This is a genomic window from Micromonospora sp. RTP1Z1, assembly GCF_033804685.1.
Taxonomy (GTDB): Bacteria; Actinomycetota; Actinomycetes; order Mycobacteriales; family Micromonosporaceae; genus Micromonospora.
Genome location: NZ_JAPFQV010000034.1, coordinates 1 through 14459, shown reverse-complemented (window position 1 = coordinate 14459; position 14459 = coordinate 1). Strand labels below are relative to the sequence as shown.

The following is a 14459-nucleotide window of genomic DNA, read 5'->3' as shown; positions in this document are numbered from 1 at the left end:
GACGAATGCCACAGCATCGACCGGCCGAGCCGGACATCCGGCGCTACTACACCGAGGTCTACGTCGAGGCGGAGCGGTTGCACCGTAAGCCCCAGGGGCGGCTGGAGGCGGCGCGTACCCGGGAGTTGCTCTCCCGGCTGCTGCCCCCGCCGCCGGCGACGGTGCTGGACGTCGGCGGCGGCACCGGCGCGTACGCGGGCTGGCTCGCGGCGGCCGGCCACCGGGTGCACCTGGTCGACCTGGTGCCGGCGCACGTGGCCGCCGTCCGGGACGCTCACCCGGAGGTCACCGCCAGCGTGGGGGACGCGCGGGACCTGCCGCTGCCGGACGGCTCGGTCGACGCGACCCTGCTGCTGGGCCCGCTCTACCACCTCACCGAGCGGGCGGACCGGGTGACCGCGCTGCGCGAGGCGGCCCGGCTGACCCGTCCCGGCGGGCCGGTGGTCGCGGCGGTGATCAGCCGCAACGCCGCGCTGATGGACCTGACCCGGCAGGGCCTGGTGGATGAGCGCACCCGGCCGATCCTGCTCGCCACGTACGCCAGCGGGGTGAACGACCCGGAGACCGGCTTCACCACCGCCTACTTCCACCGCCCGGAGCAGGTGGTGGACGAGTTTATCGCGGCCGGCCTGCCGGTCCCCGACCTGTACGGGGTGGAGGGTCCGCTCTGGCCGCTGCTGGACGCGCTCGACGCCGGGCCGGACGACCAACTCTTCCGCGACGCGGTCGCCTGCGCGGCGGCGTTCGAGCGGGACCCGGCGGTGCTCGGCGCCAGCTCGCACCTGCTCGCCGTCGCCACCGCCTGACCGGCCGAGCGGCCGGTCAGGCGGGGCGCCGGTCAGGACGCGTCGCGCATCCAGAGCGGCAGGGCACGGGTGTCGTCCTGGCCGTGGCCGGCGGCGTGCGCCGCCTCCCCCACCGCCCGGGCGGCGTCCACCAGCGGCAGCCGGGGCTCGGCGGCCAGGCAGAGCCGCAGGTCCTTGGTGAGCATGTCGACGGTGAAGCCGGCGGTCCGCGGCGGCCCGGACGCGAGGATCTGACGGACGGGCGGGAAGGCCGCGCCGAGCGGGCCGGCGGCGATCAGCTCGTCCACCACGTCGGGCGGGAGGTCGAGGGTGGCGGCCAGCCGCAGCGCGTCGCCGATCCCGGCGAGGGCGAGGCCCAGGGTGAGGTTGCGGACCAGTTTGGTCGCGCTGCCGGCGCCGACCGGCCCGACGTGCCGCACCTGCCCGGGGTCGCCCCAGAGCTCCAGCAGCGGCCGGGCCGCCGCGACGTCCGCCTCCTCCCCGCCGGCCAGCACGCCCAGGGTTCCCTCGGTGGCCGGGCCGACCGAGCCGTAGACCGGCGCGTCGACGTAGCGCAGCCGGTGCTCCCGCAGCCGGGTCGCCATCCGCCGGGAGGCGTCAGGGCCGATGGTGCTGCCGTCCACGACCAGGGTGTCCGGGTCGGCGCCGGAGGCCACCCCGTCCGGGCCGAGGAGCACCTGCTCGACCGCCTCGGGGTCGGCGAGCATCAGCACCACCACGTCCCGGCCGCGGGCCGCGGCGGCCGGCGTGGGGGCCACCGTCGCACCGTCGGCTGCGAGGGCGTCGGCCTTGTCGCGGGTACGGTTCCAGACGGTCAGGTCGTGTCCGGCTTTCAGCACGTGGCAAGCCATCGGGGTGCCCATCCGGCCGAGTCCGAGGAAGGCGACCCGGAGTCGCCGCATGTCGCTGCCCATGTCGGCAGTCAACCGCACGGTCGCCGGGCGCGCGCGGCAATGCGCGGCCAGCGACCGCCCGGCGGTACGCGCTGGTTCCCGCCGGCTCTCCCCCACCGCCCCGGCCCCGCCTGCTGACCCCACCGCCTGGACCGCCCGCCGATCTGGGACGGAACCGGCTCCCAGAGGGACCGAACCCTTCCAAGATCGGCAAAGGGGGCGGGGTCAGCTTGCGAGAGGGAGGGTGGTGCGGGTGGTGCGGGTGCGGAGGCGGCGGAGCATCCGGGCGTCGGTGAAGCCGACCGCCCGGGCGGCCGACTCCACCGTGGCGCCGTGCCCGATCAGGTGCTCGGCCCGCTCCACCCGCAGCAGTTGCTGGTAGCCGAGCGGGGTCAGCCCGGTGGCCTGCCGGAACAGCCGGCTCAGGGTCCGCTCGGACACCCCGCAGGCGGCGGCCAGCCCGGCCAGCGGCAGCGATTCCGAGTAGCGGGCGTCGATCAGGTCCTGCACCCGGTGCACCGCGTCGGAGAGGTGCGAGCGGTGCCGCATCATCGCGCTGGCCTGCTGTTCGTGGCCGTTGCGCCGGGCGTACACGACCAGGGTGCGGGCGATCCGGGCCGCCGCCGACGGACCGTGCCGGGTGGCCACCAGGTGCAGCGCCACGTCGATGCCGCTGGCGATGCCGGCCGAGGTGACCACCCGGTCGTCGACCACGTAGAGCACGTCGCGGACCACCCGGGCTGCCCGGTGCCGCCGGGCCAGCTCGTCCTGCACCTCGTGGTGGGTGGTGCACCGCCGCCCGTCGAGCAGGCCGGCCCGGCCGAGCGCGAAGGCCCCCGCGCAGACACTCGCCACCGTGCCGCCGCGCACGTGGTGGTCGGCCAGCCGCCGCAGGTCGTCTGCCCCGACCGGCCCCGCCGGCCCGTGCGCGGCAGGCCGCCAGCCGGGTACGACCACCAGGTCGTCGCGGTCCAGCTCGGGCCACCCGGTGTCGGCCCGCAGCGACACTCCCTGCACGGTCGGCACCTCGGCGGCCTCGGCGACGTAGTGCAGCCGGTAGTCGTACCCGAGGTCGGCGGCGCTGGAGAAGACCTGGGCCGGCCCGGCGAGGTCCAGCAGGTGCAGCTGCGGGACCAGCAGGAAGACGACCCGGGCCACGGCTCAGGCCCCGGCCGGGACCATGCCGGTCAGCTCAGCGACGGTACGGATGGTGGCGAACCGGCCGGCGAGGGCGTACTCGGTACGGGTGACGACGTCCCCGACCGACAGGGTGCGCGGGTCGGCGAGGATCTGCTCCGGCGACGCGTCCGCCGGCAGGTCGCGGTGCGGGATGGGGAAGGTGACCGTCGCGTCGGTCACGAAAGTCATCTCGTAGCCCAGGTCGGCGCCCACCCGGGTGGTGGTCTCCACGCACTGCTCGGTGCGGATGCCGCAGACCGTCACGTCGCGGACGCCCGCCAGGGTGAGCAGCTGCTGCAGGTTGGTGGTGGTGAACGCGTTGTGCGAGGTCTTGACAAGCGTCGGCTCCCCCTCCACCGGGGACAGCCCGTCGATCAGCCGGACGTGACCGAGGGCCGGGTCGAAATCCGTGCCGGTGCCGGGCTCGGCGTGCAGGACCCAGACCACCAGGTCGCCCCGACGGCGGGCGGCCCCGACCAGCCGGTCGACCTGACCGACGATGTCCGGCTGCGAGGCGTACGCCCACAGCGGGCGCTGGCGGAACGACTCCTGGACGTCGATGACGACGAGTGCGGCTCTGTTCATGGGCTCGATCCTGGCCCGGCGGACGCCCGGGCGGCAGGCACCATCATGACCGGATGCGGAACGATCCGGTCACCGCCGGCGCAGGTCAGGCGGTGGAGGCGCGGCGGCCCCGGCGGTCCAGCTCGGCGGCCTCGTCGAGGGTCGGCGCGCTGCCACCGAGGTGCAGCGGCTGCCACCAGCTGTCGTCGGCGCCGGCCGGGGCGTCCGGATACTCCTGCTGAGCGCGGTCCACCAGCGCGCTCAGCCGGCTCTTCAGCTCCGCCGTCATGGTGTTGACGTCCGGGTACGCGGCCGGGTCCATCGGCTCGCCGATCAGGATGGTGATCGGGGTGTGCCGGCGGGTCAGGGTGCGCGGCCGACCCTTGGTCCAGAGGCGCTGGGTGCCCCAGAGCGCGACCGGGAGCAGCGGCACGCCGGCCTCCTGCGACATCCGGGCGGCCCCGTTCTTGAGCTCCTTGACCCGGAACGACCGGCTGATCGTGGCCTCCGGGAAGACGCCGACCACCTCGCCGCGCCGCAGCGCCTCCACCGCGGTGTTGTACGACCCGGCACCGGCCGCCCGGTTCACCGGGATGTGCTTCATGCCGCGCATCAGCGGCCCGGAGACCTTGTGCGCGAAGACGTCGTGCTTGGCCATGAACCGGACCAGCCGCCCGGACTCGTGCGCGCCGTAGCCGCAGAAGATGAAGTCCAGGTAGCTGACGTGGTTGCTGGCCATGACCGCGCCACCCGTACGCGGCACGTGGTGAACGCCCTCCACGGTCAGGCGCAGGTCGAGGACCCGGAACATGGTCTTGGCGGCGGCGATCACGGGCGGGTACAGGAGTTCCGGCATTCGGCAACTTTACCCCGCGTAGGTTACGGAACCGTAGGGGCGGAGCGTCCCCTCGGACACCCGGGCGGACGGGCCCTTCTGCCGTCGGCAGAGGCGGCTCGCGAGCGGCGGCGGAAACGGACACGATGGCGGGATGACCGAACGCGCGGTGCTGCTCTGGATCCACGGCGGCGGCTGGCGGGGCCGGTACCACGAGGACGGCGCTGCGCTGGCCCCGCTCGGGCTGCGGTTGCTCGCGGCGACCTACCGCTTCGTGGACGAGGCGCACTGGCCGGCCCAGCTCGACGACGTACGGGCGGCAGCGCGGGCGGCCCGGGCGGCGGCCGCCGGGCTGCCGCTGCTGGTCGGCGGCGACTCGGCCGGCGCCACCCTGGCCCTGCACCTGGCCCTGCGCGGCGTCGACCGGCCCGGCGACGTGGCGGCCGCGCTGGCGTACTGGCCGCCGGTCGACCCCCTCGACCCGGACTGGCGGCGGCTGCGCGCCCACGACGATCCGTGGGCCGGCCTGCTCGGCCACCCGCCAGCCGCCGGGGACCCGACCACCGTCGACGCGACCGTCGCCACGCACCTCGGTTCCGGCGTGCCGGTGCTGCTGGTGCACGGGCGCGACGACGGGTCCGTGCCGGTCGGCCAGTCGGTCGAGCTCACCGGGCGGCTGCTCGCCGCGGGGCACCCGGTACACACCTGGATCACCCACGGCGGGCACGCCCTCGACCTGGACCGCCCCGACATCCGGGCGGTCACCGCCGCGTTCCTGGACAGCGTCCTGCCCACCGATTGACGCGGCTAGCGTCAGGGCATGCCCGACCTCGCCGCGATCGTGATCCACTGCCGCGACCCGTACCTGCTCGCGCCGTTCTGGAGCGCCGTCACCGGGCTGCCCATGGCCGAGGCGGACCGGGTCCGGCTCGTCGACCGCTCGCTCGGGCCGACCGAGGCGGTGCTGCTGCGCGAACCGTCCGGGCACCGGCCCGACGTCTGGATCAGCCCGGTGGAAGCCCTGCCCGCCCCCGGCCGGATCCACCTGGACCTGGTCGGCGACGCCGAGGAGCGGGCCGCGGTGCTGGAGGCCGGGGCCACCGTGGTCCGCGAGCTGCCACGCTGGACCGTGCTGGCCGACCCGGAGGGCAACGAGTTCTGCCTGCTCCCTCGCGGCGAGGCACACGGAGACCGGACGCCGCCGGGGCACTGAAAAGGTGGCGCCGCCGGGGCACGGGCCGGCGGCGCCAGGACCGGACAGCTAGGAGGCGGCCAGATTGTGCATGTCCATCCGGCCCCGGGCGAAGGCGTCCACCCGGCCCCACCGGCCCGGGATGTCCAGTACCTCGATCCGGCCCATGCCGATCGGCAGCCGCGGGTCGACCGCGAGGTGCCCCTCGTGCGGCTCCAGCCCGAGCATCGTGCGGATCAGCAGCAGCGGGGTACCCGTCGACCAGGCCTGCGGGCGGCACGCCGTCGGATACTCCACCGGGAACTTGGTCAGCTCCCGCGGGTAGCCGCCGAACGCCTCGGGCAGCCGCCCGTCGAAGTACGTGGCCGCGTCCAGGATGCCGCTGGCGATGGTGGCCGCCTCTTCAGCGAAGCCGTACCGGCGCAGCCCCCAGGCGATGAACGAGTTGTCGAACGGCCAGATCGTGCCGTTGTGGTAGCCGATCGGGTTGTAGCGGACCTCGCCCTCGGCCAGGGTCCGCACCCCCCAGCCGGAGAAGAGCCGCGGGCCGATCAGGTGCTCGGCGATCTTCGCCGCCCGTCCCTCGTCGACGATGCCGCTCCAGAGCAGGTGGCCCATGTTCGAGCTGAGCACGTCCATCTGCCGGCCGGTGGGGTCGAGACCGAGGGCGTAGTACTCGCCGTCGGCCACCCACCAGTCCCGGTTGAACCGCTGCTTCAGCTCGGCCGCCTCCCGTTCCAGCTGGTCGGCGTACGCCCGGTCGCCCCAGAACAGCCGGGCCAGCCGGGCGGCCCGCATCTTCGCGTCGTACGCGTACCCCTGCACCTCGCAGGTGGCCCGGGGGAACGGGGGCAGCGTCCCGTCGCGGTACGAGATCGAGTCCCAGGAGTCCTTCCAGCACTGGTTCTCCAGGCCGGTGTCGGTGTTGCGCCGCTCGTACCAGATGTAGCCGTTGCCGACCAGGTCGGCGTAGTCGTCGATCCACTTCAGCGCGGCCCGGCACTCCCGTTCCAGCTCCTTGACCAGCGCGACGTCGCCGGTCCACTTCTCGTACTCGTCGAGCAGCACCACGAACAGCGGAGTGGCATCCACCGAGCCGTAGTACGGCGAGTGCGGCTGCTCCTCGAAGGCGGCCGTCTCGCCGTACCGCATCTCGTGCAGGATCCGGCCCGGGTCCTCGTCGCGGAAGTCGTCGAAGCGGGTGCCCTGCAGGGCGCCCAGGATCCGCAGCGTCGTCTTCGACAGGGCCGGGGCGAACGGCAGCGCCTGGAGGCAGGTCAGGATGCTGTCCCGACCGAACATGGTCATGAACCAGGGCAGGCCGGCCGCCGGCAGCGTCTGGCCGCCGAGCGAGAGCGGCGAGAAGCGCAGCGCCGCCAGGTCGATCAGGCTGCGCCGGTACGTGTGGGCCACCCGGCCGTGCTCGCTGTTCACCTTGGGGGCCCTGGCGATCCACTCCTCCAGGTCCTGCTGGAGGGCCAGCCGCTCGGTGCCGTGCGCCCGCAGCCCCAGCCGCAGGTCGCGGCCGCCCGGGCCGACCGCGAACGTCAGCACGTCGATCGCGGTGTTCCACTGCTCGTTGGGTTCCAGATGGACGCTGAACGCGAAGCCGTTCCGGTCGTACCGGGCCGGCACGGAGGAGCTGATGACCGTCTCCCGCTTGAAGTTCCCGCGTCGGTAGCCCAGCCGCAGCCGTTCCGGCTCGACCTCGGCGTAGGTCTCGCCCTTCTTGTTGAGGATCTCGTCCTTGACCTGGAACAGGTCGGCGAAGTCGGAGTCGGCGTCCATCCGGATCTCCAGGTCGACCGCCTTCTCGTCGTGGTTGAGGATGGTCAGCGTTTCCCGGAAGCTGCCGCCCACCGCCCGCTCCCGGATGATCGACAGCTTCGCGTCGATGTAGTGCGTCGCCATCCCCGGTACCAGGAAGAACCGCGCCTCGTAGTACTGGAGGTCGTCGAAGGAGAGCGCGTTGAGCCGCTCACCGTTGACCGTCAGCACCCACTTGGAGAGGAACCGGGTGTCGATGGAGAAGAGCCCCGTCGGTTCGCTCGGGGTGGCCTCGATGTCTCCGGTGTCCTCGGAGACCACGAAGGTGTTGCCGTCCAGGATCCGGACGGTGTTGGCCGACGACATCAGCGGGCCTCCCTCGGAAAGGCGTGGCGCGGACCTCGGGAGTTCGGCGGGCCGGGAAAGATCCGTTCGACCTGGAGCACCAGGCGCAGGTCGCCCGAGACGGTCATGTCGCCCCGCAGCAGCGCCGCGATGGCGTTCTCACCGCCGGTGACCAGGTCACCGAAGAGCCGCGGCGCGGTACCCAGCACCGTGTCGGCCTCCCGGTCCTCCTGCCTCACCTGCAGGTTGCCCCGCTCGATCTGGAGCAGCCAGTGCGTCGTCTGCGCCCCTTCGTGCAGGTCGAAGCGCAGGGTTCCGGAGGTCTTCTCCAGAAGGGGTTCGAACCCCCGCCGGTCCAGGTCCTCGAAGAACCTCGTGGTCGCGTCCAGCATCCGGTTCCACTCCTCCCGCGATCCGCGGCGTCCGACGTCCGAGGAGGGGTCCCCATCGGGTACGACGTCAATCTCGCCCGGTTCGGGTGAGTCGGCGTCGCGGCGGTGTCGGGGGGCGGAGGTAGCCTCCGACTGGACGGGCGAGGAGGGCGGGTGTCGGGCGTACCGGAGATCGACCGGAAGCGGGTGCTGGCGTACCGGGTCGCTTCCCAGCAGCTCGACCGTCCCGGGCTGCGTCCCGCTGACCTCGACGCGCTGGCCCTGGGCGCGCAGGACACCCCGTACGGCTCGTCCCGGCTGGCGCTGGCCGCCCGCGTACCCGCGACCGTCGGGCTGGACGACGACCGGTTGGAGCTGGTCTGGTCCTTCCGGGGCGCGCCGCACCTGCACCGCCGGGCGGAGCTGCCGGCGCTGGCCGCCGCGCTCTGGCCGCTCAGCGACACCGACGCCGCCCGCCGCCTCCCCGGGCAGATCCGGGAGGGGGCGAAGCTGGGGCTGGCCGCGTTCCGGGCCGCCGCCGACGCGTTCCGGGCCGTGGTGACCGCCCCGATGGACCGGGGCGAGGTGAGCCGGGCGGTCACCGAGCGGATCCCCGCCGCGCTGAGCTACGACTGCCGCCCCTGCGGCGCCCGGCACGTCTCCGGCGCGCTCTTCCAGCAGGCCGGCCTGGCCGGCGGCGTACGCCTGGCGGTGTCCGGGCGGGCCGCGCGGCTCGCGCCGCTGGCCGAGCGCCCGGCGCCCCCCGCCGCGGCGAGCGGCACCGACGCGCTGGCCCTGGCCTACCAGCGGCTGCTCGGCCCGGCCACGGTCGGCGACGTGGCTGCCTTCCTCGGCACGAGCACCACCGAGCTGCGCCGGGTCTGGCCGGCGGACGCACAGGCGGAGGTCCGCGTCGACGGGCGCCCGGCCTGGGTGCCGGCGGACCGGCTCGACGCGCTCCGGGCGGTCGACCCGGCGCGGCTGGTCCGGCTGCTGCCGCCCGGCGACCCCTACCTCCAGGCCCGCGACCGGGCCCTGCTGGTCCCGGAGAGGGCCCACCAGCAGCAGCTCTGGCGGATGCTGGGCAACCCGGGCGCGCTGCTGGTCGACGGCGAGATCACCGGCACCTGGCGGGCCAAGCAGGCCGCCAAGGGGCGCTTGGAGCTGACCGTGACACCCTTCGCGCCCCTGCCGAAGCGGGTCGTCGGGGAGATCGGGGCGGAGGCGGAGACCGTCGGGGCGGCCCGAGGTGCGGCCGAGGTCCGGGTGGCCGTCGAAGCGGGCTGAGCCGGGTCCGCCTTCGCCGGATGTCCGGGCCCGGCAGCCGCGAACGCCGGCCCCCGAGCCGGGAGCCGGCGTCACCCCGGCGGACGAGTTAGTTGTTCGGCTCGTCGGCGCTGATGTCCGCCAGCACCGACTGGGGTTCCCGCTCGACGGCGAGGTCACCCATCGAGATCAGCCCGACCAGACGGCCGTCGTCCATCACCGGCAGCCGGCGTACGGCGTACGTCCGCATCAGGTCGGCGGCGGCCACCGCATCGTCGTACTGGCTGACCGTGACCACGTCCTTGCTGGTGATCTGGTTGAGCCTGGTCGAGCTCGGATCCATGTTCTCGGCGACCGCGCGGACCGTGATGTCCCGGTCCGTGACGATGCCGACCACGTTGTCGCCGTCGGTCACCACCACGTCGCCGATGGCGCTGTCGCGCATCTCCTGCGCCGCGGCGGTGAGCGTGTCGCTGCCGTCCATCGTCACCAACCGGGTCGTCATGAACTCTCCGACCGTTGTCATGGTGCTCCCCTCTCGGTGTCGGCACGGTCGTCTACCCGCCCCCGTCGAGCGGTAACGCCCGCCGCCCGCGCCCGGCGGCGCATCCACCGCCGCAGGTCGTAGAAGCCGTTGCTGGACAGACCGTAGAAGAGTGGCAGCAGGAGCAGGACCACCAACGCCACCGGCACGCTGACCAGCCAGCCGATCAGGCCGGCGACCGCGAACGCCACGATGCCGAGTACGGCCCGCAGCCGCTCGACGGCGAAGAACCGGGGCGAGATGTGCGGTTCAAGGAGGTCCCGATATCGGCTGAGGTGGTGGTACAACCCCAGCCAGGCCGCCGAGAGCACCATGCCGACCAGCCCGTAGAGCGCGATCCCGACCCGCTCGTCGTACCGGTCGCCCAGCTCCACGGCGCGGGAGACCACCGCGGTGACGAACGGCAGCAGGGCGACGCTGAACAGCACCCCCAGGTTCGCCCACTGCAGCCCACGGTCGGCGCAGCGGACCCGGTAGAAGGTCCCCTTGTGGTTCAACCAGTTCACCGCCACCTGGAGGTACGACGTGACGTACGCCACGTAGACGGGCCACTGGGCCAGCAGGGCACGCAGCACCCCACCCGGCGGCACCTCCGGGGTGCGCAGATCGAGCACCAGCAGCGTGATGATGATGGCGAAGACGGCGTCGCTGAACCCGATCGCCCGGCCGGTGTCCGAGCGCAGGCCGGCGACCTCGGCGTCCTCGTCGTCCCGCCGCTCCGGGTCGGCGTCCATCGGCTCCCCTCGTCCCCACCACCGGCAATGGGGGCCGGGGCGGCGCGCAGGAGCCGCGTATACCCGTCATCGGCGCGATGGTGCGGACCGGTGGTTACCACGCCCGGACCGCGGTGGGGTCGCGGCGGGAACCCGGCCGGTGGTCAGCCGCGTGGGGGCATGCCGTAGACCCGCTCCACGTGCAGCCGCAGCACGAGGCGGCGCTCGGCGACCATGGCGGCCCGGAAGTCGTCCCAGTCCGGGTGTTCGCCCTGCACCGCCCGGTAGAGCCCGACCAGCTCCTCCACGGTCGCGTCGTCCGGCCGCTCGGCCACCGGGGTCAGCTCCGCCCGCGCCTCCGCCACCGCATACGCCCACCCGTCGTCGCTGCTGACGTGGAAAGTCGCCCGGGGGTCGCGGCGCAGGTTGGCGGTCTTGGCCCGGCCATCGGTGACCGAGACGCGGATCAGGCCCCGCTTCCGGTCAAAGGAGTAGACCACGTTGGACAGTTGGGGCCGGCCGTCCCGCTTGATGGTGGCCAGCACGCCCAACCACCGGCCGGCGATCAGGTCGGTCAGGGCCCGCTCGGTCTTCTCGTCCGCCATGGTGTCCTCCGCGTCGATGCGTCGCTTCCGCCTCCCATCTCACCGCATGGACCGCCCGCGCGCGGGCCATTGCCGCCGCGGCGGGGCGTGCGGCCGGCAGACCAGCCGCCGACCACACCCGGCGCTCACCAGGCAGCTGCCCGACGAGCATCGGCCGCGCCGCCTGAGCGGGGTCAGCGACGCTCGGCGGCGACCAGCTCGGCGAGCTGCACGGCGTTGAGCGCGGCGCCCTTGCGCAGGTTGTCGTTCGAGCAGAACAGGGCCAGGCCGTGCTCGACGGTCTCGTCGGACCGGATCCGCCCGACGTACGTCGGGTCCTGGCCGGCGGCCTGCAACGGGGTGGGCACGTCGGACAGCGCCACGCCGGGCGCGGCGTCGAGCAGCTCGCGGGCGCGGGCCGGGGTGATCGGGCGGGCGAAGCGCGCGTTGATCTGGAGCGAGTGACCGGTGAAGACCGGCACCCGGACGCAGGTGCCGGAGACCTTCAGCCCGGGGATCTCCAGGATCTTGCGGCTCTCGTTGCGCAGCTTCTGCTCCTCGTCGGTCTCGAACGAGCCGTCGTCGACGATCGAGCCGGCGAGCGGCAGCACGTTGAAGGCGATCGGTCGGGCGAAGGACCGTGGCGCCGGGAACTCCACGGCGGCGCCGTCGAAGGCCAGGCCGCTGGCGTGCTCGGCGACCTTGCGGACCTGCTCGTCCAGCTCGGCCACGCCGGCCAGCCCGGCACCGGAGACCGCCTGGTACGTCGAGACGACGAGGCCGACCAGTTCCGCCTCCTGGTGCAGCGGGCGCAGCACCGGCATCGCGGCCATGGTGGTGCAGTTCGGGTTGGCGATGATGCCCTTCGGCCGGTTCGCGGCGGCGTGCGGGTTGACCTCGGCGACCACCAGCGGCACCTCCGGGTCCATCCGGAAGGCAGAGGAGTTGTCGATGACGACGGCGCCGGCCGCGGCGACCCGGGGGGCCAGCTCCTTCGCGGTGCCCTTGCCCGCGGAGAAGAGCACGATGTCCAGCCCGCGGTAGTCCGCGGTGGCCGCGTCCTCCACGGTGACCTCGCCGTCCCGCCAGGGCAGGGTGCGCCCGGCCGACCGCGCCGAGGCGAACAACCGCACCTGCTCCGCCGGGAACTCGCGCTCCGCCAGCACCTGCCGCATCACGCCACCGACCTGGCCGGTGGCCCCCACAATGCCGATCCTCATGCCCGCGAGGCTACCCAGGTCCCCGGCCGGGCGGGGAACACTTTCCCACCGCCCGGGCCGCGACCGCCGTCACACCGCCGGTCAGCCGGTGTGGTCGACCACCTCACCCAGGCCGGCGGCGACCAGCTCGTCCCGGACGATTGCCGCGTCGCCCTCCACGACCAGGGTGAGCGACTCCGGGTGCAGGTGCGCCGCGGCCGCCGCGGAGACCTGTGCGACGTCGGCGGCGAGCAGCGACTCCCGCAGCCGGGCGTGGTAGTCGTCCGGCAGGTCGTGCACCACCAGCGTGGTCAACGCGGCGGCGATCGCCCGAGGGCTCTGCAGCTCGACCGAGAGCTGGCCGGCCCGCCAGGAGCGGGCCACCGCCAGCTCGTCCTCGGTCACCCCGGTCACCTGGGTACGGGTGATCTCGCCGACCGCCTCGACCAGCGCGGGCGCGGTCACCGCGGTCTGCACCCCGGAGCTGACCGCGAACCGGCCGAACCGGCGGGACGAGGCGAAGTCGCCCCGGATACCGTACGTGTAGCCGCGCACCTCGCGGATCAGGTGGTTGAGCCGGGAGGTGAACGCCCCGCCGAGCACGGTGCCGGCGAGCGTCACCGGCACGTGATCCGGGTGGGCGCGGTGCGGGGACGGGTGGCCGAGCCGGAGCGTGGACTGCACCGAGCCGGGCCGGTCCACCAGGATGATCCGCCGGCGGTCGTGCAACGGCACCTCGATCGGGCCGCCCTTCTCCACCGGCCCGCCGCCGGCGCCGGCGAACGCCGCCGCGGCCAGCGCGTCCAGGTCGATCCGCTCCAGGTCACCGGCGACGATCAGCGTCCCGGGGCGGATGAACCACTCGGAGTGGAAGACCGTCACGTCGTCCACGTCGAGCCCGGCCACCGTCTCCGGGTCGCCGTACATCGGCCGGCCCCACCGCTTGTCGGCGCCGAACAGGTCGGCGCGGAGCGCGGCGTCCGCCCGCGGACCCGGGTTGGCCCAGTCCATCCGCAGCGCGGTCGCCTCGTCGTCGCGGACCCGCCGCACGTCGGCCGGGTCGAGCCGGGGCGTCCGCACGGCCTCGGCGAGCAGTGCCACGGCGGCGCTCAGCCGCTCGACCGGCACCTGCACGCTGACCTGGAAGGTGTCCCAGTCCAGCCCGGTCACCAGCTCGGTGCCGAGCGCCTCGATCGCCAGCGCGTACGAGGTGGCGTCCCGCTGCGCGGTCCCCTCCTCCAGTGCCTTGGCGAGCACCCCGCCGACGCCGTCCTTGCCGACCGGCTCCCGCCCGGCACCCGCGTCGAGCAGCAGCAGCGCGACGGCGAGGTTCTGCCCGGGCAGGTGCGCGGCGACGACCTGCCCGCCGGCGACGGCACGGCGGACCACCTGCGGGAACCGGTACGGGCGGGCGGCGCCCGGGCCGGGACGGTCGGCGATCAGCGTCATGAGGTCTCCTCGGGCAGGTAGGTCAGGGTCACCCGGTCGTCGGCCCGGAGCAGCTCGACGGCCTGTTCGGCGATCTGCTCGGCGGTGACCGCGAGCCAGGCAGGCAGCCGCTCGCCGGCCTTCGCCGGGTCGACGAACTGGGTGGCGTACCGGCCGAGGGTGTCGGCCCGGCCGTCCACGGTGGACATCTGCCGCCACCACATGGTGCTCAGGAGCGCCTTGGCCCGGTCCAGTTCGGCCGCGGTCACCGGCACGGTGGCCAGCTCGTCCACCACCTCGGCCAGCCCGGCGGCCAACCGTTCGGCGGTCACCCCGGGGCGGGCGGTGGCGGTGACGATGAGCGGGGCCGGCGCGTGCGCCAGGTCCACCGCGTACGCGCCGACCAGGTCCGGCTGGGCGATCCGCTCACCGTCGGCGAGGCGCTGGTAGAGCCGGCTGCCGCGCCCGCTGCCGAGGACGGTGGCGAGCACCGTGGTCACGTCGTACCCGGGGGTGCCGAACGAGTGGGTGCGGTGCGCGACGTAGACGCGCGGCGCGGGCACGTCGGCGACCACCGTCTCCACCGCCGGCCGCCCGAGCGCGGGCACGGTACGCCCGTCCGGCGCGGCCGGGACGTCGTCGCCGACCGGGATCGCGCCGAAGTACTTGTCGGCCAGCGCGAAGACCTCGGCCGCGGCGGCGTCCCCCACCACGGTGAGCACCGCGTTGTTCGGCGCGTAGTACATGGTGTGGAAGGCCTGGAAGGTGGCCAG

General features: G+C 74.1%; 16 protein-coding genes. 4 read left to right on the top strand and 12 right to left on the bottom strand.

What is annotated here, in order from left to right:
* The first annotated feature begins 5 nt into the window (after positions 1–5).
* Positions 6–806: a class I SAM-dependent methyltransferase gene (locus SLP03_RS18080; protein ID WP_319461776.1), complete on the top strand. Its 801-nt coding sequence runs from the start codon at positions 6–8 to the stop codon at positions 804–806.
* A gap of 32 nt (positions 807–838) precedes the next feature.
* On the opposite strand, the gene SLP03_RS18075 is transcribed toward SLP03_RS18080, so the two are convergent.
* The 4 genes from SLP03_RS18075 to SLP03_RS18060 form a co-directional block, all read right to left on the bottom strand.
* On the bottom strand, positions 839–1720 hold the full coding sequence (locus SLP03_RS18075; RefSeq protein ID WP_319461775.1) for an NAD(P)-dependent oxidoreductase: 882 nt from the start codon (positions 1718–1720) through the stop codon (positions 839–841).
* Positions 1721–1924: 204 nt separating this feature from the next.
* Entirely contained in the window at positions 1925–2857 is a 933-nt protein-coding gene (locus tag SLP03_RS18070; protein WP_319461774.1) for a GlxA family transcriptional regulator, read from the bottom strand.
* Between the two features lie 3 nt (positions 2858–2860).
* The gene (locus SLP03_RS18065; RefSeq protein ID WP_319461773.1) at positions 2861–3463 is read right to left on the bottom strand and encodes an isochorismatase family protein; all 603 of its coding nucleotides are present in this window, start codon (positions 3461–3463) and stop codon (positions 2861–2863) included.
* An 85-nt stretch (positions 3464–3548) separates the two neighbouring features.
* Complete coding sequence (locus SLP03_RS18060) at positions 3549–4298, bottom strand: lysophospholipid acyltransferase family protein (protein WP_319461772.1); 750 nt, start codon at positions 4296–4298, stop codon at positions 3549–3551.
* A gap of 133 nt (positions 4299–4431) precedes the next feature.
* Between SLP03_RS18060 and SLP03_RS18055 the strand changes: the two genes are divergently transcribed.
* Together SLP03_RS18055 and SLP03_RS18050 are read left to right on the top strand one after the other, a co-directional pair.
* Positions 4432–5079: an alpha/beta hydrolase gene (locus tag SLP03_RS18055; RefSeq protein ID WP_319461771.1), complete on the top strand. Its 648-nt coding sequence runs from the start codon at positions 4432–4434 to the stop codon at positions 5077–5079.
* Between the two features lie 18 nt (positions 5080–5097).
* Entirely contained in the window at positions 5098–5490 is a 393-nt protein-coding gene (locus tag SLP03_RS18050; RefSeq protein WP_319461770.1) for a VOC family protein, read from the top strand.
* A gap of 48 nt (positions 5491–5538) precedes the next feature.
* Here the strand turns inward: SLP03_RS18050 and SLP03_RS18045 are convergent, their stop codons facing one another.
* The gene (locus tag SLP03_RS18045) at positions 5539–7602 is read right to left on the bottom strand and encodes a glycogen debranching N-terminal domain-containing protein (protein ID WP_319461769.1); all 2064 of its coding nucleotides are present in this window, start codon (positions 7600–7602) and stop codon (positions 5539–5541) included.
* On the bottom strand, positions 7602–7973 hold the full coding sequence (locus SLP03_RS18040) for an SCP2 sterol-binding domain-containing protein (protein ID WP_319461768.1): 372 nt from the start codon (positions 7971–7973) through the stop codon (positions 7602–7604). Before SLP03_RS18040 ends, SLP03_RS18045 begins: the two co-directional genes overlap by 1 nt.
* Before the next feature lie 153 nt (positions 7974–8126).
* On the opposite strand from SLP03_RS18040, the gene SLP03_RS18035 reads away from it, so the two are divergent.
* On the top strand, positions 8127–9239 hold the full coding sequence (locus tag SLP03_RS18035) for a DNA glycosylase AlkZ-like family protein (protein ID WP_319461767.1): 1113 nt from the start codon (positions 8127–8129) through the stop codon (positions 9237–9239).
* Positions 9240–9327: 88 nt separating this feature from the next.
* On the opposite strand, the gene SLP03_RS18030 is transcribed toward SLP03_RS18035, so the two are convergent.
* The 6 genes from SLP03_RS18030 to SLP03_RS18005 form a co-directional block, all read right to left on the bottom strand.
* Positions 9328–9744: a CBS domain-containing protein gene (locus SLP03_RS18030; RefSeq protein WP_319461766.1), complete on the bottom strand. Its 417-nt coding sequence runs from the start codon at positions 9742–9744 to the stop codon at positions 9328–9330.
* Positions 9741–10496, bottom strand: a complete 756-nt coding sequence (locus tag SLP03_RS18025) for a TMEM175 family protein (RefSeq protein ID WP_319461765.1) — start codon at positions 10494–10496, stop codon at positions 9741–9743. Before SLP03_RS18025 ends, SLP03_RS18030 begins: the two co-directional genes overlap by 4 nt.
* Positions 10497–10639: 143 nt before the next feature.
* Positions 10640–11080 carry a PPOX class F420-dependent oxidoreductase gene (locus tag SLP03_RS18020; RefSeq protein ID WP_319461764.1) on the bottom strand — a complete coding sequence of 147 codons (441 nt, stop codon included), beginning with the start codon at positions 11078–11080 and terminating at the stop codon, positions 10640–10642.
* 173 nt (positions 11081–11253) lie between these two features.
* Positions 11254–12279 (bottom strand): aspartate-semialdehyde dehydrogenase, encoded by a 1026-nt coding sequence (locus SLP03_RS18015; RefSeq protein WP_319461763.1) that lies wholly within the window; start codon positions 12277–12279, stop codon positions 11254–11256.
* A gap of 81 nt (positions 12280–12360) precedes the next feature.
* Positions 12361–13707: a M16 family metallopeptidase gene (locus tag SLP03_RS18010; protein WP_319461762.1), complete on the bottom strand. Its 1347-nt coding sequence runs from the start codon at positions 13705–13707 to the stop codon at positions 12361–12363.
* Positions 13704–14459, bottom strand: a 756-nt coding sequence (locus SLP03_RS18005) for a M16 family metallopeptidase (RefSeq protein ID WP_319461761.1), incomplete at its 5' end; no start/stop codon positions are given. The genes SLP03_RS18005 and SLP03_RS18010, both read right to left, overlap by 4 nt.

Coding starts and splice junctions, on each gene's coding strand:
- SLP03_RS18045 (WP_319461769.1), bottom strand. CDS start 7,602: ATGTCGTCGGCCAACACCGTCCGGATCCTGGACGGCAACACCTTCGTG.
- SLP03_RS18075 (WP_319461775.1), bottom strand. CDS start 1,720: ATGGGCAGCGACATGCGGCGACTCCGGGTCGCCTTCCTCGGACTCGGC.
- SLP03_RS18060 (WP_319461772.1), bottom strand. CDS start 4,298: ATGCCGGAACTCCTGTACCCGCCCGTGATCGCCGCCGCCAAGACCATG.
- SLP03_RS18015 (WP_319461763.1), bottom strand. CDS start 12,279: ATGAGGATCGGCATTGTGGGGGCCACCGGCCAGGTCGGTGGCGTGATG.
- SLP03_RS18065 (WP_319461773.1), bottom strand. CDS start 3,463: ATGAACAGAGCCGCACTCGTCGTCATCGACGTCCAGGAGTCGTTCCGC.
- SLP03_RS18080 (WP_319461776.1), top strand. CDS start 6: ATGCCACAGCATCGACCGGCCGAGCCGGACATCCGGCGCTACTACACC.
- SLP03_RS18030 (WP_319461766.1), bottom strand. CDS start 9,744: ATGACAACGGTCGGAGAGTTCATGACGACCCGGTTGGTGACGATGGAC.
- SLP03_RS18055 (WP_319461771.1), top strand. CDS start 4,432: ATGACCGAACGCGCGGTGCTGCTCTGGATCCACGGCGGCGGCTGGCGG.
- SLP03_RS18020 (WP_319461764.1), bottom strand. CDS start 11,080: ATGGCGGACGAGAAGACCGAGCGGGCCCTGACCGACCTGATCGCCGGC.
- SLP03_RS18025 (WP_319461765.1), bottom strand. CDS start 10,496: ATGGACGCCGACCCGGAGCGGCGGGACGACGAGGACGCCGAGGTCGCC.
- SLP03_RS18010 (WP_319461762.1), bottom strand. CDS start 13,707: ATGACGCTGATCGCCGACCGTCCCGGCCCGGGCGCCGCCCGCCCGTAC.
- SLP03_RS18050 (WP_319461770.1), top strand. CDS start 5,098: ATGCCCGACCTCGCCGCGATCGTGATCCACTGCCGCGACCCGTACCTG.
- SLP03_RS18040 (WP_319461768.1), bottom strand. CDS start 7,973: ATGCTGGACGCGACCACGAGGTTCTTCGAGGACCTGGACCGGCGGGGG.